The organism is Rhodoligotrophos appendicifer (genome assembly GCF_007474605.1).
In the GTDB taxonomy this organism is placed as follows: Bacteria; Pseudomonadota; Alphaproteobacteria; order Rhizobiales; family Im1; genus Rhodoligotrophos; species Rhodoligotrophos appendicifer.
The window spans coordinates 18,792-37,526 of the sequence record NZ_VHKL01000019.1; the positions used below are offsets into that span (position 1 = coordinate 18,792).

The window sequence follows — 18,735 nt, forward strand, 5'->3', positions numbered from 1 at the left end:
TGTCGGCGCTTTCGTGGTGCTAAAGTTCGAGGACGATCACGCGTACTAAGAACATGAACCCCGCTGCGTTTTCGGAAAAGAAAAGGCACCGGAACTCGGCACCTTTTCTTTGTCATGTCGGTACACGCCTACTTTACCAGCTTTTCCCTGTAGGACGTCAGGATTTCGCCGATCTCTTGGGCAGGTTTGGCAAGACCGACCTCAACCATGTCTTTCTCCCAAATCTGCGGCATATTTGGCTCCACCTTGAGGAAAGCGTCGATGTCGTCGAAGTGGACATACTCCATTTTATGAGTGGGCATGTCTTCCTTGATCGTGCTTTTGAATATTTTGGCCAGATACTCCACCTCTTCGGCCGATGCCTGCTCTGCTGCCGATTTCATCAACTGACGAACGTTCTCTGGCAAACCATCGAACAGTTCCCGATTGACGAGTAGTTGCGTTAGCGGAACCGAGCCCAAATTGAGATCGATCGCATAACGGGCCACCTCGTGGAGCCTAGAAGAGATTGCGACGTCGTGCGACATCCAGGCACAGTCGATAATCCCCTTCTCGAGAGCCTGATACATCTCCGAGAAAGCAATGGTCTGCGGATTAGCGCCAAGCATGCTGAAGAAGAGTGGCGGATACTTACCATTCGCACGAATGCGAGTCCCCTTGAGGTCCGCCATAGTGCGGATGGGCTTTGTGCAGGTCAGATTATAGGGATTGGCAGTGGTGGTATTGATGATCTGCAGGTTGGCTCGCTTCAGTTCCTCCTGCGATTCGGGAAGAGCAAAGATCGCCATCGAACCTTCATGCGCGTCGGCTGGTGTGTCGAAGGTCCGCAGCATATTTCCAACCACGCCTGTAAGGGGAAACTCGCTCGGGAAATAGCCGAGGGCCGTGGAGCCGAGTTCGACCGCTCCAGAGCCCACGAGGTCCGGTATCTCGGTTGGTCCGCCCATCGAGCCCGCCCAAAATATCTCGATGTCGATCTTGCCGCCGCTTCCTTCTTCTACAAGTTCGACCCATCGTTTGTCGAAGAGCGCAAGAGCGTTGTTCGACGCGACGAAATGCGCATACTTGAGTTTCATCTCAGGAAACTCTTCCTGTGCTGCAGTGGCGCCGGCCGATACAACCAGCGCAACCAGCGAAGCAGCTACTATTTTATAGATTCTCATCACGGCTCCTCCCAGAGACCCCTTTTGTGAAATGACGGTATTTGAAGATCCGACAGTTCATCGATACACGCTCGGCCTGCCCTTTTTTTGGTGGCGGGACCGCACGCTTGACTAGGTTTCAGAATTCCGACGGACTGAGAATTACGGATTCCGACAATCGCCTGTTCCCTTTGTGGCACTGCTGCATCGGCCTATGCGGCTATGGCAGGGGCGGGAAGGCTGCGGCCGCAAATTTGCGGACTTGGTATCAGGGTCACGTCCCAAATGTGCTTCATATTGATTGATTCCGGTATTTTGTCATTTCAGCCTCCGCCTCATGATTGCTAGGCAAAGAAGAGCATGGTTCGAAGCGGTTCAACCAACGCGATCGCGCAGCCGTGCCCTTGGGGAGGAGTGCAGAGGATGATCTTAGACCGCTTCGGCGCAGGTCTCGCCTTCATTGATCGCGCCATGTTCCAGTTTTGCGCGATCGGCTTGTTCGTCATCATGGTGCTGGGAGCAACGGATGTCATTCTCAACAACACGATCGGATCTGGTGTCCCTGCCACCATCGACATTTCACAGGTGATGTTTGTCTCAAGCGTATTCCTAGCGCTCCCGATTGTAGTCAGAAAGAAAGAGCACATCAGGATCGACTTGTTCGTCGGGGTCTGCCCGGACCTTATTAAGAAGATCGCTGAAGCAATTTCGGTCGTCTTGAGCGCCGCCGTCTACCTCTTCCTAGCCTACGCGATGTGGAATCTGTTTCAGGCCAGTTGGCGGGTCAACGAACAATCGCTTTCCATCCTCACCTTCCCGATCTATCCGATCAAATTCCTTGCATTCCTCGGGTTGGCAGTGGCCACCCTTATCGCTTTCGCCCAGATCGCCGACATCTTTCGCAAACGCTCCTAAGGCACCAACCGATTCGGAGTTGGACAATAGATTCGGAGTTGGACCATGGAGCTTTCCGGGCTCGAACAGGGAATCTTGACGATCGTCGCGGTGCTGGCGCTACTCAGTATCGGCGTGCCGGTCGCGATCTCCATGATCGTCGCGGCGGGTGGCGCGATGTACTTGGCCGTCAACCCTAGTTTTGCCTTTGCGAATTTCCGCACTTTGCCCTTCGCGGTAACCTCGGATTACACCTATATCGTCGTACCGATGTTCGTGCTCATGGGTGTGATAACATCGAAGGCAGGCATTATCGCCGACCTGTACCGTGCCGCTCACCGCTTCACCAGTGGACTTCGCGGCGGGCTCTACGTGTCGACCATACTAGCATCAGCCGGTTTCGGCGCTGCGTCGGGCTCGACCGTGGTCTCCGCCAGCGTGTTCACCAAGATCGCTCTGCCGGAAATGAAGCGGTACAACTACAATCTGGGAATCGCTGCAGGGTGTATTGCAGCTTCTGGCACCCTCGCCGCGCTCATCCCGCCTTCCATTATCATGGTGGTCCTGGCCGTTCTGACTGATCAGTCGATCGGCACTCTCCTTATGGCGGGCGTCATCCCGGGCATCCTGACGGCTCTCTTCTATATCGTCGGTATTCGAGTCTTCATCGCCGCGAAACCTGAATGGGCGCCCGAGACAGGCGAGACCTTCAGTTGGAGAGAGAAGTTTCAGTCTCTCAATCAGGTCTGGGCGATCGCATTCCTGGCGATTGTCGTGATCGGCGGCCTTTATGCGGGCCTTTTCGCGCCATCTGCTGCCGGAGCTGTCGGCGCAGCGGGAGCGACGTTGATAGCTGCGATATCCGGTCGACTGTCACTGAGGGACCTGTGGGATTCCTTATTAGAGGCAGCCCGTATCACGACCGTCCTTTTCTTCATATTCATCGGGGGGCTCCTGCTCAGTCGCGCCCTCGTGGTCATGGGCTTCATTAATGATGTGAATGGTCTTATCGGCCTCTACGGTATCTCTCCCGGCGTCTTCATGCTTCTGGTCATTATCATTTACCTGGTGCTGGGGATGTTCGTGGATTCCATCTCGATAATGGTCATCACCATTCCCTTTTTGTTTCCGATGTCGCAGGCCCTCCACATTGACCCGATCTGGTTTTCAGTCCTGATCATCAAGCTCGTGGAGATTGCTGCCATCACCCCGCCCGTCGGCCTCAACCTCTTTGCCGTGCTGTCTTCCGCTGAGGGCGAAATTTCGGCGCGGCAGATATTCACCGGCGTTCTGCCTTTCGTCCTGTTGGATATCGTGTTCGTGGCCTGCCTCTTCCTGTTTCCGGCGATCGCGACCTGGCTGCCCATGCAGATGAGGGGTTAAGGCATTTGCCGTCGCGAGGGTCAGTGCAAACCATAGAGGCAGCCGCCGCTTTGCGGAACGGCAACCGATGAGTGAGATGTGATCATGGGCGAGTGGTATCCGAAGAAAAGGATCGGTGACCTGCCGGCGGAGATGGCCCGTCGTTTCGGCGGACGAGAAGGGCTGCGTTATGGGAATCGATGCTACAGCTTTTCTGAAATGGCTGCGGAGGTGGAACTGGCGGCGCGTGCGCTGATGGGTTTGGGCGTGGAGAAAGGCGATCATGTGGCGCTCTGGTTGAACAACCGAGCGGATTGGATTTTCATCCAGTACGCCATCGCGCAGATCGGCGCCGTCCTTGTCCCTGTCAATCCGCGGTTCCGAACCGGCGATTTGGCCTATCTCCTTCGTCAATCGGACAGCACCGTCCTAATTACCCACCGAATCTCCGGACCCATCGACTATCTCGATGTGACGCGCCAAGTCGTCCAGTTGCCGGATGAAGGGGTCGAGGTCGACGATCAGAACTTTCCGAGGTTACGTAAGGTTGTGATCCTGGACGAGGATGTCCACAAAGGCACGGTCTCTTGGAATGCGGCAAAAGCCGACGCAACTCGGGTCAGTCAGCAGAGCCTGGAAGAACGAGCCCGATCCGTCGATCCCGACGATATGTGTTTGATTCTCTACACATCGGGGTCAACCGGTTTTCCCAAAGGCGTTATGCACACGCATATTCTGCTTAGAAGCCTCGAACAGCGCGCCTTCCGATTCAACCTGACGGATCGGGACGTCATCATAAACTATCTACCGCTTTCGCATGCGTTCGGCCTGTCCGAGGGCTCGCTCATGTCGATGGTGTCCGGCGCCCGACAGATTCTCACCGAAACATTTGATCCTGACGAGGCTCTCGATCTGATCGAGCGTGAGCGAGTAACCATCACACACGGCTTTGACACGCATATGTCCATGCTGATGGATGCTCAGGAGCGGAAGCCACGCGATATCAGCTCGCTTCGGTTCGGCTGGCTTCCAGCCGGGCCATCGAATGTCGTTCCGATAGCCTACCGGGCGCGGAGGATACTGGCGCCGCTCAAAACTTTCTCCGGCTTTGGCATGACGGAGACTTGGACCGGAGCTTGTATAGGGTCTCTGGACGACACGGACGAACAGCTCTGTGAAGCGTCGGGAGTTCCTGCTCTCGGCTTCGAGGTGCGCATCATTGACCCGGCGACCGGCGCACAGGTCCCCGCCGAGGTGCCCGGCGAGATCCAAATCCGAGGGTTTGCGGTCACAAAAGGCTATTACAACATGCCGAAGGAGACGCAGGCCATTTTCACTGATGACGGTTGGCTCAAGACCGGCGACATGGGTTACTTCCGCAAGGATGGCCTCCTGCGGTTTTTCGGCCGTTTTAAAGACATGCTCAAAGTCGGAGGGGAGAATGTCGACCCCCTCGAGATCGAAGCCCATCTGCTCAAGAGCTCGCAGATACAGCAGGTTTCGGTGGTAGGGTTGCCGGACAAGAAACTATCTGAGGTCCCGGTCGCCTATGTGCAGGTGAGAAAAGGAGTTCCGGCGGCCGAAGCGGACATTATCGGGTTGTGCCGGCACAGTATGGCGAGTTTCAAGATTCCCAGACATGTGGTCTTCGTGGAGGATTTTCCGATGACGGCATCGGGAAAGATCCGGAAGATGGATTTGCGGGCCGATGCGGTACGGCGCTTCGCTCCACAGGCCGGCTGATGGAGTTCCAGACAATTCATGTTGCGACGGACGAACGCGGCGTCGCGACACTCGAACTCAACGGGCCGAGCAAGCACAACGCGATCTGCGAGACCATGGCCAGCGAACTGCGTGGCGCCTTTGAGCGGTTCGCTGCCGACGGTTCCGTGCGCCTCGTCCTAATTACCGGACGAGGTCGAACTTTTTGTGCTGGGGGGGACCTCACCTGGTTCCTCCAGTCGCTCGATGAGAGCGTGGAGGCCCGTGTGATGCGGAGCCAGCAGCTGGGCGATCTCTTCGCCGCGATGCACGGCCTGCCCAAGCCTCTGATCGGACGTATAAACGGTCCGGCATTCGGGGCAGGTGTGGGCCTGGCGGCCGTGTGCGACGTCGCGATCGGGCTGGATCGATGCCAGTTCGGATTCCCGGAAACCCGGATAGGGCTCATCCCTGCGACCTTCTCGCCCTATGTCATCCGCAGGATCGGTGCGGCACGGGCCCGTTCGGTCATGCTCTCCGGCGAACGCTTCGAAGCGGCGAGAGCGCATCAGTTCGGTCTGCTCGACGGCGTTTGCGCGGACGAGGATGCCCTCGATGCCCGGATCGAACAGCTCGTCGAGGATCATCTTGAAGCCTCGCCGGTTGCGATCGCGATGACCAAAGAACTCATAGAGCACTTGGCAGACCACCAGCCGGACGAAGCGAGGAGATGGGTCGCGGGCAAGGTCGGTGAGATTTGGGAACGTGGCGACGCACCGTCCCGCATTCGTAGGCTGCTGACCAAGAGCGGCATGCACCACGAGTGAGTAAGGCCGGCCCATGGGTCGAGAGACGGTCACCAACAGGGGGAATCGCGCAGATGACGAAGTTGGCCGAGGAAAGCCGGTCCTATCCGCACCTGTTCGCACGCGGTCGCATTCGCGACCTTGAGCTTTCCAACCGCGTGATCATGGCACCAATGGAGTCCAATCTCGCCACCCCCGAGGGTTCGGTGTCTGAGCGGATGCTTGAGTATTACCGGGTCCGTGCCGCTGGCGGCGTCGGCATGATCATCGTGGAGTACACCTGCGTTGATCGTCCTCTGGGGCTGGGCGGCGAGCCTCAACTTGCACTGGATGAGGATCATCTCATCGTAAGCCACGCACGCCTGGTAAAGGCCATTCATGCCGAGGGTGCCAAGGCGTGTGTTCAGCTCTTTCATGCAGGCCGCCAGACCCATCCGAAGTTCATTGCAGGACAGCAGCCGATTGCGGCTTCTCCCATACCATGTCCGATGTATCGCAAAATTCCGCGGGAGATGACCCGAAGCGACATGGAGCATGTGGCGACAAAGTTCGGCGAGGCGGCTGAGCGTGCCCGCCTGGCTGGCTACGATGCCGTCGAGATACACGGAGCGCACGGATACTTGCCCGCAAATTTTCTTTCCGCCGCCTCCAACAGGCGGCAGGACGAGTTTGGCGGCAGCCTCGAGAATCGCCAGCGCTTTCCGATCATGATCGCAAAAGCGGTCCGTGACGGGGCAAGGAACATTCCGGTGATCTTCCGCTTGTCGGCGGACGAGTTTATCGAGGGTGGCACCACCACCGAGGAAGCGAAGGACACGGCAAGGCGCCTCGTCGCCGAAGGGGTTGACGCATTGCATGTCTCGACGGGCTGTCATGAACGGATCGACTGCAATGTCGACCCGGTTTGGAAGCCGCAAGGGTGGCGCATTCCGCTGGCGCGGGCGATACGCGAGGTTGTGAGTGCACCAGTCATTGCCGTCGGTGTGATCCGGGAGCCGCAGGTGGCGGAGCGTGCTCTCGAGGATGGCTCGGCCGATTTCATTGCCTTGGGTCGCGCGCTGTTGGCGGATCCGGACTGGCCCAACAAGGCGCGTGACGGGCGTACCGCCGATATCAGGCCCTGTACCTCGTGCAACTGGTGCGTCGCACAAATCGGCACCGGCCACAAGCCCGTCGGTTGCGCGGAGAATCCCCTCGCCGGACGGGAGATCGATCTGCGGCCGGTCCGGGTGGATCGCGCGGGACGAGCGGTAGTCATCGGATCGGGACCAGCCGGAACGGCCGCAGCGCTCAGCCTTCGAGAATCCGGCTACCAGGTGACCCTGATCGAGCAATCCGAGAGCGTGGCTCCGGGGCTCCTGGCGTCGGGCGCAGCGCCCAAGAAGGACAAGTTTTTCTGGTATCGTGACTATCTGATACGCAAACTCAATGATTCCGGTATCGACCTTCGGCTGAACACCATGGCAACGGCCGAGATGGTGGTGGGGCTTGGACCGGAGATCACCGTGGTCGCCACAGGTTCGAGCGACAGGCGTCTCGGCGACGTAAGCGGGCTGGACATGGAGATAGTTTCCTCAGCTTATGACGTGCTCGTCGGCAAAGCCTCGCTCCGGAACGGCCCGATCGTCATCTATGGTGCAGGCGAGATCGGCTGCGAGGCAGCTAAGTTCGCTGCCGAGAGGGGCTTCGATGTCATCCTTTCGACAAGGTCAAGCGACGATCAGGCCCTGAGCCGCTCAAATTGGCTAAGGATCTACCGGGAACAGTTCGTCAAGACACTTAAATCCTACCCAAACATCCGCATCGAGCTCGGTACCCTCCTGAAGTCGGTGCAGCCTGGGCGTGTCACGATGACGAGGAATGGCAGCGAACTGGTCTGGGACGCGGGGCATCTGCTCCTCGCAGTTGGCCGCGTCCCCGAAAGCCGACTCGCTGATGAGTTGAAGGCCAAAGGAATAGCGTCTGTCGTCGTCGGCGATGCTCGCGATGTCCGCCGGATCGGCGACGCTGTCCACGAGGCCTACGCAGCAGTCACGGAACATACGCGAAGCGTGGCACCGCATGGGGACACGCTGCATCAGATCGTCTTCTGATGCAGATGGTTAAAGGGGAGAGGAAATCCAAAGAGCCCCTTTAGCCGTTCAACTCGAGTCGATATGCGTTAATTGCCGTGTCGCGGAACAGTGCCGACTTCTCCGCCGGGCTGTAGCGCGTTGCGATCTTCTTGAAAGCGTTCCACAGGATTCCATACGAGATCGACACCCCGTCTACTGGGAAATTGCTTTCAAACATGCAGCGCTCGCAACCGAACAGGTCGATGGCAGTGTCGAACCAGCGCTGATAGTGGGCGGCATACTCGTCCGAGCTCAGTGGCCTAGTGCGTTTGTGCCAGCCGAAGCCGGATACAGACATTGCCATGCCGCCAAGCTTGAGGAATACGTTCGAACATTTCGAAAGTTCTGCGAGATTCCTCGCCCATTCATCGAAGAATTCATCGTGTCGGCCTTTATACGGGCCGATACCGATAATGCCGCCCATATGGTCGCATACGATCTTAGCCTCGGGTACCGCACGAGCCAGTTTTACGACTTCCGGAAGCTGGGGAAAGAAGCAATAGGAGTCGAATGTCAGATTGCGCGCAGCGATGCCGCGCAATCCCCGGCGAAATGCCGGATCGCACAGTAAGCCGGCCGGCGGGCTGGTATGACCGTTTTTTACTGAGGGATCAGGATCCCAGGCGGACGAGTTGCGGATGCCCTTCAGAGAGCCCTGCGAGGCCTCGACGAGAGAGTCCAACTCTTCCTCAAGGTTTGCCTTGCGAAGGTCGGCATAGCCGACCACGCCGATCGCGGTTCTCCAGGCACGCCCGCGTTGCAGGGCCAGCAGCTCTGCGCTCTGCTCCGCAGCGAAACGCATCTCTCCCTCGGCGCCCCCATGGGCGAAAAAATCGGCATTTGCCTCGACATGAATAGCTCCGACGACACGATGCCCCTGGTCGAGTTCGGCGAGAAAATTTGCAGCAAGATAATCGTGCCCACGACCGGTAAAAAAATGGAAGTGGGGATCAACAATGGGCAGATCCCGCTCGATCGCTTCCTCAACCACCTGTTTCAGCCAGACGTCCCGGTCGTCTGAAATGCCGACATCATTCACGATCCCCTCCCACTTTTTTCGACCGCATGACCGTCACCACCATCTCTCGGCAGGCTAAGGGATGCCATAACCGGTTCGGCCAAAACAAATCGCGGCATCGACCAATGACTACTTCACTTAACCTGCAGTCCCATGTGCAACCTTTACTCCCAGACCAAGGGCCAGCAGGCCATCATCGAGTTCACCCGGGCCATGGTGGATCGGACCGGCAACCTGCCTCCGCTGCCAGGCATCTTCCCTGACTACTCGGCGCCGATCGTCCGCAATTCCATGGGAGGGCGCGAGCTGGTGATGGCACGCTGGGGCATGCCGTCGTCGCAGAAGGCGCTCTTGGATGCCACCCAGAAGCGGGCCGCAAAGCTGGAAGCCAAAGGCAAGGCGGTCGATTTCAGAGAGCTGATGCGCATGGAGCCAGACAGGGGCACCACAAACATCCGCAATGTCCGAAGCCAGCATTGGAAGCGATGGCTTGGACCGGAGAACCGTTGCCTGGTCCCGTTCACCAGCTTCTCGGAATTCAATGCCGCGGCCGGTGGCGATATCTGGTTTGCGTTCGACGAGAGCAGGCCTCTGGCATGCTTCGCCGGGTTGTGGACAAGCTGGACCTGTGTCCGCAAGGTCCGAGAGGGCGAAGTGACTTGCGACCTCTATGGCTTCTTGACGACAGAGCCCAATGCCGAAGTGGATCTGATCCACCCCAAGGCCATGCCAGTCATCCTGACGACCCAGGAAGAGATAGACGTCTGGATGCTGGGGGAGTGGGCAGAGGCATCCGGATTGCAACGCCCGCTGCCGGATGGGTCGCTGCGGATTGTCGCTCGGGGGCAGAAGAAAGACGGTGGGGTTGATGCCGTGTTGGGAGGCCCTCTCGTCTGAAGGCGGCTAAAGCCCCTGGTCAAAGAGCAAGATAACGCTCTCGACCAGGTCAGATTTAGGGTGCCTTTGAGCTAAACAGCAGCATTCTCACTCTATCTCGAACGTGCACCATGCCTCAAAACAGATGTCGTTCGCCAGGCGTTGGACACCAATTGCGGCTCGGCCCCCACGTCCTTTTTCCTCGCCCAGGATTTCCACCAAAAGGTCGGTCATTCCGTCAGCTACTTTGTGAACCTGGGTGAAGTCGGGCGCACAAGGAATATAGATTACGCTGCGGACAAGAGACTTTATCCCAGAGAGCGGGCCAATCGCCTGCTTGACGCCAGCGAGCACATTGAGCGCGGTCAGTCTTCCCGCCTCATAGCCCTCCGGGATCGTTACCGGCTCACCCAGCCTTCCAGGGTGAATGATCTTGCCTTCCCAAATCGGTACGTGGGCAGACAAGAACAGCACTTTTCCCGCTAGGTGAAAGGCTTTCATTTTGCCGTATTCATCGCCGTAATAGCCAATCTTCTCGAAGTCTTGAAGTGTGAGCCCCATGGATTTGATTTTTTCTTCGGGCGTCATTTTTCCTCCGGATCAATACCCCGGCTCGGGCCGCTGAGGATTCAGTTAACTACCCCCGATTCCGCCATTAGCTCACTCTGACAGGGTTTCGTCAAACTTGCGGCTGTGGATGGGCATGACCATGGATGGCGCACGTGCCACTTTATTTCCGAGAAGGGGGATTATCGGAACCAACTTTCATCCAGCGTCTAGCTCATCTCGATTGTTTCCCACCTCGGCGATCAGCTTCTGGGTTTATTCATTGATTAGGGTGTGCTTTTCAGCGAAGTATCGGACCTAGTTGGCTTCTTCACCAGCCACCCTGCTACGGTCCTGCTGTCCTCGCTTGTTCTTGTCGTCAGCCATGCAACCTTCTCCTGTTAATTCTGCCTCACGTTCCAAAGGCAGAATTCCACAGGGGGGGGTCCAGGGGCAGATAAAGATGGCAGGACGCTATTCTTTTAAGTGTAAAACTATTCTGCGACGATGCTAGTGAGAGCACGTGTACAACTTACTCGTTTCCTCGAATGACGGCTCCTGGAATGGAGAGCCATGGCTGGTAGAGCGAAGTCGCTGCGTTCGCGAATACACGAGCTATGCGATGCAGGACTCCTACGGTGCGTTGGGTCCTGCGGAGATTGACAAGCTCCGGCGTTTCCCCTGCATCTTTGCGTACGAGGCCTTCAACAAGCTCGATCCGCGCTTTGGTCTGATCCGAGACGTCACAGTCCGGCAAGATGAAGTTCGGGTCGACTACGAGTTACATGAACTGGACACGTTCCTCACTGCTAAGCAACTTGAGGACATGATGTTCGAATTGGAGATCAGCAAGTGGGAGCTGAATCGCACACGTTGGGCGGTAAAAGACGTGGACCTTCCCGCGGAATTGAATCGCAAGTGCATCGCCTTACCGCGCTGCAGCACGTGCCGGGCCAAGGATCAACCTCAGGGACCATCAGTTCGACGTCGCACTCTCTTTCCCTGGCGAGGCGCGAGCTTATGTTGAGCAGGTTGCAAAGCACTTAGAACGGCTGCTAGGTCCGGATCGATATTTCTATGATCGGAACTATACCGCGCAGCTTGCGCGCCCCTCTCTTGATACGTTTCTCCAGGCCATCTACCGCGAACGGTCCCGGATGGTCGTGGTGTTCGCTGGTGGCGACTATCAACTCAAGGATTGGTGTGGCGTCGAGTTCAGAGCGGTGAGGGAGATCATCAACGCGCGGGAGCACGACCGCATCATGTTTGTGCGGATGGACGACGGTGAAGTCGAAGGTATCTTCGGGCACGACGGGTACGCCGACTCCCGTCACCACGACGCGGCAGAGATTGCCAGCTTCATAGTGGAACGTGTTCATCTTCTGATAGCCTAACGGCAAACTGATCGGTTCCATTCCGTCGCCAGTGGGCCTCGCGAGAAATCGTCGTGCTCGATTGCAAGCACTCACTCGCGTTGAAGGTCATTTCTGCTTTTTCCTCAACCGCACACCAGGTCCTTCTCGACCACTTCAATGAATATCGCACCAGTGGCCTCAAGGGAGAACGACCGCCAAATACGGCGTGTGCGGCTTGTCGTTCGGCCCTAACAGGTCCGGAACCTTGTTCCTGACAGGCTTCATGCTCTTCAGATAGGCGGCCAATGCCCTCGCATCTGAATCGATCAGCTTGCTGTAAGAATGATACGGCATGACAGGAGCCAGGATGCGACCGTCAGGACGATGACCCGTTCTCACCGCAGCAATGATTTCGCTCTCGCTCCACCGGCCAAGTCCTGTTTCATCATCCGGCGTGAGATTCGGTGGATAGAAGGTTCCTAAGCCCGGGATGTTAAAGCCGACGTCGGCTCCGCTGAGTGCCTTGGTCATGTCGGGCTTTCCCAGGAGGGCTCCCGGTGTATGACAGCCCGTGCAGTCCATGATTGCGGCGAGATATTTGCCCCTGCTCGCCGCATCCTCTGCAATTGCCGTTGTGCTGGCGGCGAGCAGGCCGCCGACGACAGTCATCCATGATACTTTTTTCATGGGTCTTCCTCCTTAGAGGCTGCCCATTAGACCTAGCAACTTGAATGCAAGATGAACGGTAGATGCTTAAAGTCTCCAAGTATTCGCCGTCGCGGTAACGAAGCTAGTCTTCATCCTCACCCCAGGGCAGCTCCGTTCGTGAACTCGACGCCATCTATCTACAACCGGCCTCATATATCATCTTCACCGACAACGCCGCCTTCGCCTTCCAGTCTATTGACGGCACTTACATCTCTGCCGTTATACTTAAGCCGTACGCCTGGTCCTCCGCCATTCTCCTCTATGAAAACGACGCCAGCGGCTTCGAGAGCTCTCTGAATCTCAAGTAAGGTCCGATGAACAATGGACGCCTTGCTTCCAATGCCGAGGGATTCTGGTGCAGAGATCTCGCCATTCGAGACCGCCGACGAGCCCACTCAGCACTACAGGGCTCGTGAGAAGGCGGAGAACACCCTTCGTAGCTATCGCAGCGACGCAAGGGTGTTCGATGCCTGGTGCTCTGCTCGTTCCGTGGCCAGTCTTCCCGCGACACCAGAGAAGGTGGCAGCCTTCCTTGCCTCGCAAGCTGACGCGGGCCTATCCGCTTCAACAATTGACCGCCGCGCCGCGGCTATCCGGTTTGCCCACAAACGTATTGGCCACCTCAACCCCGTCGATGCAGAAATTGTCCGATCGACCATGCGTGGAATTCATCGTGTCATCGGAACGGCGAAGGTCGGGAAGGCACCGGCGACCAGCGATGTTGTTGCAGCGATGCTCAATGTCTGCGGCAGCGACATTCGTGGTGTTCGCAATCGAGCACTGCTTCTCACCGGTTTCGCCGCTGCATTGAGGCGCAGCGAGTTAGTGGCGATCGATGTCGAGCATCTCACGGAGATGGCTGAGGGCTACCGCATTCTCATTCCGCGATCCAAAGGCGACCAAGAGGGAAAAAGGCGTCGAAGTGGCGATCCCACAAGGATCATTACTGAAGCCTGCTGCAGCGTTGAAGAACTGGTTGCTGCTCGCCGGCATCAAAGAAGGGCCGGTATTCCGCCCAGTAGCCAAAGGCGGGCTTGTAGCCGCCGAGCGACTAACTGACCGCAGTGTCGCGTTAGTGATCAAAGAGCTCGTGAAGAAGGCTGGCTTTGACCCAGCTTTGTTTGCAGGACATTCGCTGCGGGCCGGATTTGTCACCGCAGCTCTACAAGCTGGCGCCGACCTGTTTGCCGTAATGGCTGTCAGCAGGCACGTAGATGCGCGAACACTCAAGACCTATGATCGCCGGAACAAAATGTTTCGGGATCATGCCGGAAATGGCTTTTTATAATCAATCACGGTATCAATTGGCCGTTGTGATCTTCCGTGATGAAGTTGGTTCTCAGAGTCAAAAGCAATCCCTTTAGCTAAAGCCTCTTTGCACTGGGGGGGAGCCATGAGTGATATTGGTGATTTTGACTGGCCCAGGCGGCCAATGATGTCTCCACTTGGAGGATTCTTGATCCAGAGTAGAGGCGGTCAAACAGGAGATTTCGAAGTCGTTATTCCTTGGCCAGGTGGTGGATTAGCACACTTCTTCCGGGACAATGACAATAATGGCGCATGGAACGGTCCCGGCTTATTCGGCACAGGAACGTACACTGGTGCGACCCTTATTGAATCAGATTTTCGGCTTGATCCAGAAAAGCGCCTGGGAAGTTGGGAGGTACTGGCGTCAAGAGCAGACGGTGTGGTTGAAGCTTATTGGCGGGATAACCTCAATTATCTGTGGCATGGTCCGTCACCCATCGTCTCAAGATCAGGTCAAGCATTTGCCGGGGTAGGTGGAGTGCCTAGCATGGCCTATTCCGGAGCATTCTTTAGGGCTTCGGGTACTGGCCACAACTTCAGCAACTTCCTTGTGGTGGCCCCAGATCTCTTCGGAGGTTTTAAATACTGGCAACGCGCAAATCAGAGTTTTCCCGACGGCAGTGATAACATTTTTTGGGGCGATCTTGGCGGTGCCGGTTCTCGCAAACTCGTAGGTGTGGGCATTATTTCGCCGTCGATGGGAAGCACCCATCACGGAGATATATCGGATACTGGTTACGCAGACGTCGGACCAGGTCTAGAACGAATCGTTGCAGGAGTGACGGCAGGTGGCCAACTCGAGCTCCATGTCAGATGGATCACCGATGCCTCTGGTCTCCACGTCGACTGGATTGATCAAACGACGCTAGGAGAGGATGTTTATCCTGAACTCGATGGCGAGTTCTGGGGACGCCCTTGTCTGGTTCAAGGTGACAACGGTTGGGAGCCTGAAGGTGATCTCCCATTTGATATTGGCCATTTTGGTGATCTGGAGTTAGTGGCTCCGAGCAAGAACGGCGGCATTCTTTATATGAGCCGCGATTGCGGCAATAGGCAGGATGGCTTTCTTTCAATTGGCGAGGCTAGCCGCTGGCGCCCTCCACTGAGAATACCTGGCCCATTCTATGACGAAGTGTCGCTCATACAGAGCAACTTCGGAGGCGAGAACGGTAATTTAGAGCTGATCGCGCGGCGTAGCCATCAGCGAGGTTTTGACTTTTATTACAGAGATGAGAATCGAACTTGGCATGGGCCGCAACGTATTGGCGAGCATTTAATCATAGACCGGCCGTGGGAGCACCGTCGCTTTAATGTAGCCGGCGATCCTGTGGGTGTCGGTGCCGAAATGCGTCTAGGCGCAAAGTTGGTAAGTTGGGTTGATACAGTAAACAGGATAGAGCACATCGCTTGGAATGACGAGGGGCTTTCAGCCCTGCGCCGCCGTTTGGGCAGCCGGATCTGGTCCAGAGAAACCCCTCAATTCGCACCGGCAGAGCGTTATACGGGCTTGTCGGGTTGGTTTGTTCCACAGGAAAACTCCGACTACATTGCCTACCATGGCCCAACCACTCTAGGTGATCAACTCTACGTCTGCAGAAAGCCTGCAGACTCAACTACTTGGGAGTTAGTCGCCACTTTGGGCAGTGAGGTTACTCAATCGTCCCTGTATTGGCGGACCGGCCCCATTGGCTGGATCGATTACGGGACCGTCGTCCATATCGTTTACGCGAGTAAAGGTGGAAAGATCCACGAATGGTTTCGGAGGGCAGGTACAAACGAGCCATGGCAACATAGCGACGTGAATCTCCAAAATCACATGAAGATTTTAGACGGCACCATCCCCTCTCTATGGGTCAGCCATAGTAAGGAATTATCCAGTTTAGTCTACTTTGGTGCCGACGGCCGGCTCCACCACAGCGATCATAGAGTGGTGGCTGCGTCGCCCCGCTGGGACCATCGATTGGTCGAACCACATATATCATTAGAGGGGTCACAGCCGTCTGGCGACGTTGTGACAAGTTGGGGGTCAACGGTTGGAACTGAAGTTCAGCATTTTGCCTACGCCCTGACGAACGAGGTCCATCAAAGGTACTACTTTCGAGGTGGCTATGGGGGATGGCGCCACGAGGTTTGTACTCCCGGGCAAGCCGCGCCCAGAAGTGCCGTAACTAGCTGGTACACCTCGCCTGAACACACCCAGCACATTGCTTATGTAGGTGACGATCGTCAGGTCCACGAGACTTATTTCAATGTTGCTGTGGATGGCGACGACGTATGGCATCACACCGTTCCATCAACCGGCTACCGACCGACGTCAGACGGACTTCCGCCGATGACAAGCTGGGTCACACCAGATAACGTGGAACACATAGTTTATCTGGGCGACGACAGCCGGCTTTATGAACTGCTCAGAGAACCGGCGTAGCGCATTGAAGCAAAGCGGTTAAGCGCAACGTCTCTCAATCATGCCCCTTCAGGCAGGAGCGGACCTGTTCGCAGTCATGGCTGTCAGCCGGCATGCGGATGCCCGGACGCTGAAGACCTATGATCGTCGAAGCAAGATGTTCCGCGACCATGCGGGCAACGCATTTCTCTAGAGTGAGTGGGATTGCCGCTTTCTGGTCTCTAAATTTCAGAGGGCTGACCTACCGCCAGCGCTTTCAAAGTGATCCGCTATGAAGATCAACGGTCAGTGGAGCACAATCTGGATTTCTGAAACTAGACTACTCCACCCCGTTCCGCGTCGTGCTACCCTTGAGATCCCGTCGAAGGAAGATCCGCACATTAAATGGGTCGCGTGCCTGTGACGGTGGACGCACACTGACACCGACTGAGAATGAATCCCTCCAGCCCGTCCTTCATCCCTCACGCTCTAACGCGCTAATCTCCGCTTCTTCGCGAAGAGCTTCCGGTGCCACAGCTTCTGCCGACGCCTTTTCGTCACTGAGCTTTGGTGCGGGGGCCTGCCACGCCCTAAGATGTTGCCCAATCTGGTTGTAGAAATCTGGTACAAGCTTTTCGAGGTCCGAAATGAAGTTCTTCCGTTGTGAGAAACGAGAGCCAAGATCTTTCACCAAAAGAACTTCAAAGGTATGAGGAGCCTGGTCCCCTCTGTCCTTTGACACAATCTCCGAGTTTTCTTTAAGAGCCTTCAGTGAATGCTGAGTGCTCATGGTTCTTCCCGGCGACCCGAAGCGAACATGTATTCCTTCAGGTTCTGCTTTTGCCAGTTGACGAAGAAGCCAGCTCGTTCGCCCCTTAGCACTCTTTTTCTCAATTGGGGCCCTCAGCTTCATGGAAACCGAGATCGACTTCTTCGCCAGATCAGCGATGAGCTCTATTGGAGAAGCGGCTGAAGGGACATCAAAAACGGCCTCAAGTCGTTTAGACAAAGCAAGAACTTCCAAATCGGCCTTTTGCCGAGCTGCCGGATCATCTTTCAAACTACGGGGTACCCGCAGGTCCACTTCAACACCAAGCTGCCTGCTCAAAATGAGACTTAGGTTACGAATTTCCTGGTGCCATGCTCCTACGACTTCGCGAGCCTCTGACGAAGTTGTTGGAATAGATGCTCCAGCATTTATCTGAGAAAGAATTTCAGTCCAGGCCAAAGGCATCTGCTCAAAACTCTTAACACCTGAGCTTTGATGAAGAAGAAATCTCTTCATTTCCTGCAAAATGATTCTTTGATCTCTGTCAATAACTTCATCATTACTAAGAAGAAGGTCTGCCATGGTGATGACATACATCCATGACCAATGGTACAGATCTACTTTCTTTCGAAGTGAGCTTGGAACATTTACTGGGTGGTGAGACGGAAGCGGAGCAAACTGATTTGAGAGGGTAATGAGCGCGTTAACACCGTTGAGTCGAGCAAGCTCGGCATAGCTGGAGACTTGCTCAACCGTGAGATCAGTGTTGCCGACTTTAGCCTCAACAAGTGCCGTCCACCGGCTGGATCCCGCAGTGATCAGTATGAGGCCATCTGGGCGCATAGCCTTATCGCCACCGCTCTTTGAAAGTCCCACCTCAGTAAACGTTTCAATTTTCGATCGAGTGCCAACACGTTTGCCGAGGTCGGCAAGCATGCTACGGCCAAATTCATCAACATTTTGTAGGCATGACAGAAAAATAGAGAGCGTCCGCCCCTCTTTAGAAGTGTCTGCTAAAACAGGGAAAAGGCGAGCGCGCTCGCCGCGCGCGAGCACTGAAGGAAGTTCAGTCATTGTGGCGTCCCCAGCATCTTTGTTATTGTTCAGCATCTTCTACCCCAGATTACCGGTCAAGATGCTTTCGTAGATTCGATTGATATTATTGTTTCTTGGTGGAGGTGTAGCTTTCGGAATGTTGAAATGTCCCTTTTGTTTGTTATTGGCATTCTGCCTGCGCATGCCGCGCTCGCTTCGATTTGCCGATGTGTCCATAATGACAAGTTCGCCGCGGTGGCAACCTGTAATCCGACGGATCGAGAATGAGCAGATTTGCTTTTGTCATGGACGGCGTTGATCTAAGGCCGCACCCTCGCCCGTTCCTTTGAGACGTGGGAGACTGGCAGTCTTCCCAATGCGTGCTGGCACAGTTGCTGTAAGCGTAGCAATTGTAGCGGTATATCAGGACCCGATGCCCGCATTCTGGCACTAGAAAGGGCTGGGCCAATCCTTAACGGCCTTTGCGCTCGCACACTCAGGTACATGACCGTCGGGGCAAAACGTTCCGAGATCACGCGGGCAACGCGCTTCTGTAACTCCATGAGCACAGCCGATTGTCGAGATCTGCTTCTCTGTCTGTTAATGATGATCTGAGAGGCGCAGTCATGTCTATGGGATCGCTAATCTATCGCTTCGCCTGGACTCATTCGTTCCCTCGGGTTCAGTTATGCGTAGTCTGCCACCTAACTTCCGGAAA

Annotated in this window: 15 protein-coding genes and 1 pseudogene; 11 read left to right on the top strand and 5 right to left on the bottom strand. The window is 56.0% G+C overall.

Features of this window, described 5'->3' with window-relative positions; all coding sequences use genetic code 11:
• Positions 1-128: 128 nt before the first annotated feature.
• The gene (locus FKM97_RS25350; protein WP_144295257.1) at positions 129-1,163 is read right to left on the bottom strand and encodes a TRAP transporter substrate-binding protein; all 1,035 of its coding nucleotides are present in this window, start codon (positions 1,161-1,163) and stop codon (positions 129-131) included.
• Positions 1,164-1,565: 402 nt separating this feature from the next.
• Here FKM97_RS25350 and FKM97_RS25355 point away from each other — a divergent pair, with 402 nt between their 5' ends.
• The 5 genes from FKM97_RS25355 (at position 1,566) to FKM97_RS25375 (ending at position 7,998) form a co-directional block, all read left to right on the top strand.
• Entirely contained in the window at positions 1,566-2,057 is a 492-nt protein-coding gene (locus tag FKM97_RS25355; RefSeq protein WP_170241142.1) for a TRAP transporter small permease subunit, read from the top strand.
• A gap of 45 nt (positions 2,058-2,102) precedes the next feature.
• Positions 2,103-3,419, top strand: a complete 1,317-nt coding sequence (locus tag FKM97_RS25360) for a TRAP transporter large permease (protein WP_144295259.1) — start codon at positions 2,103-2,105, stop codon at positions 3,417-3,419.
• Positions 3,420-3,503: 84 nt separating this feature from the next.
• Positions 3,504-5,141 (top strand): class I adenylate-forming enzyme family protein, encoded by a 1,638-nt coding sequence (locus FKM97_RS25365; protein ID WP_144295260.1) that lies wholly within the window; start codon positions 3,504-3,506, stop codon positions 5,139-5,141.
• Positions 5,141-5,926, top strand: a complete 786-nt coding sequence (locus FKM97_RS25370; protein WP_144295261.1) for an enoyl-CoA hydratase-related protein — start codon at positions 5,141-5,143, stop codon at positions 5,924-5,926. The genes FKM97_RS25365 and FKM97_RS25370 overlap by 1 nt, the downstream gene beginning before the upstream one ends.
• 53 nt (positions 5,927-5,979) lie before the next feature.
• A complete protein-coding gene (locus FKM97_RS25375) occupies positions 5,980-7,998 on the top strand; it encodes an oxidoreductase (protein ID WP_144295262.1) in 2,019 nt (672 codons plus the stop codon).
• 40 nt (positions 7,999-8,038) lie between these two features.
• Here the strand turns inward: FKM97_RS25375 and FKM97_RS25380 are convergent, their stop codons facing one another.
• Positions 8,039-9,058, bottom strand: coding sequence for an amidohydrolase family protein (locus FKM97_RS25380; RefSeq protein ID WP_144295263.1), 1,020 nt, complete (start codon positions 9,056-9,058; stop codon positions 8,039-8,041).
• 132 nt (positions 9,059-9,190) lie between these two features.
• On the opposite strand from FKM97_RS25380, the gene FKM97_RS25385 reads away from it, so the two are divergent.
• Complete coding sequence (locus FKM97_RS25385) at positions 9,191-9,934, top strand: SOS response-associated peptidase (RefSeq protein ID WP_144295264.1); 744 nt, start codon at positions 9,191-9,193, stop codon at positions 9,932-9,934.
• Positions 9,935-10,021: 87 nt separating this feature from the next.
• On the opposite strand, the gene FKM97_RS25390 is transcribed toward FKM97_RS25385, so the two are convergent.
• A complete protein-coding gene (locus FKM97_RS25390) occupies positions 10,022-10,501 on the bottom strand; it encodes a RidA family protein (RefSeq protein WP_144295265.1) in 480 nt (159 codons plus the stop codon).
• A gap of 580 nt (positions 10,502-11,081) precedes the next feature.
• Between FKM97_RS25390 and FKM97_RS27015 the strand changes: the two genes are divergently transcribed.
• Entirely contained in the window at positions 11,082-11,486 is a 405-nt protein-coding gene (locus FKM97_RS27015) for a hypothetical protein (RefSeq protein ID WP_281290147.1), read from the top strand.
• Complete coding sequence (locus FKM97_RS27020) at positions 11,419-11,853, top strand: TIR domain-containing protein (protein ID WP_281290148.1); 435 nt, start codon at positions 11,419-11,421, stop codon at positions 11,851-11,853. The genes FKM97_RS27015 and FKM97_RS27020 overlap by 68 nt, the downstream gene beginning before the upstream one ends.
• A 159-nt stretch (positions 11,854-12,012) precedes the next feature.
• Here FKM97_RS27020 and FKM97_RS25400 read toward each other — a convergent pair whose 3' ends face one another.
• The gene (locus FKM97_RS25400; RefSeq protein WP_144295266.1) at positions 12,013-12,501 is read right to left on the bottom strand and encodes a c-type cytochrome; all 489 of its coding nucleotides are present in this window, start codon (positions 12,499-12,501) and stop codon (positions 12,013-12,015) included.
• Between the two features lie 360 nt (positions 12,502-12,861).
• On the opposite strand from FKM97_RS25400, the pseudogene FKM97_RS26850 reads away from it, so the two are divergent.
• The 3 genes and pseudogenes from FKM97_RS26850 to FKM97_RS25415 form a co-directional block, all read left to right on the top strand.
• Positions 12,862-13,059: pseudogene (locus tag FKM97_RS26850) on the top strand (hypothetical protein); the annotation flags it as partial.
• Between the two features lie 298 nt (positions 13,060-13,357).
• Entirely contained in the window at positions 13,358-13,810 is a 453-nt protein-coding gene (locus FKM97_RS26615) for a tyrosine-type recombinase/integrase (protein WP_205015306.1), read from the top strand.
• A gap of 105 nt (positions 13,811-13,915) precedes the next feature.
• On the top strand, positions 13,916-16,255 hold the full coding sequence (locus FKM97_RS25415; RefSeq protein WP_144295267.1) for a hypothetical protein: 2,340 nt from the start codon (positions 13,916-13,918) through the stop codon (positions 16,253-16,255).
• A gap of 433 nt (positions 16,256-16,688) precedes the next feature.
• Here the strand turns inward: FKM97_RS25415 and FKM97_RS25420 are convergent, their stop codons facing one another.
• Positions 16,689-18,092 carry a phosphate/phosphite/phosphonate ABC transporter substrate-binding protein gene (locus tag FKM97_RS25420; protein ID WP_144295268.1) on the bottom strand — a complete coding sequence of 468 codons (1,404 nt, stop codon included), beginning with the start codon at positions 18,090-18,092 and terminating at the stop codon, positions 16,689-16,691.
• Positions 18,093-18,735 lie beyond the last annotated feature (643 nt).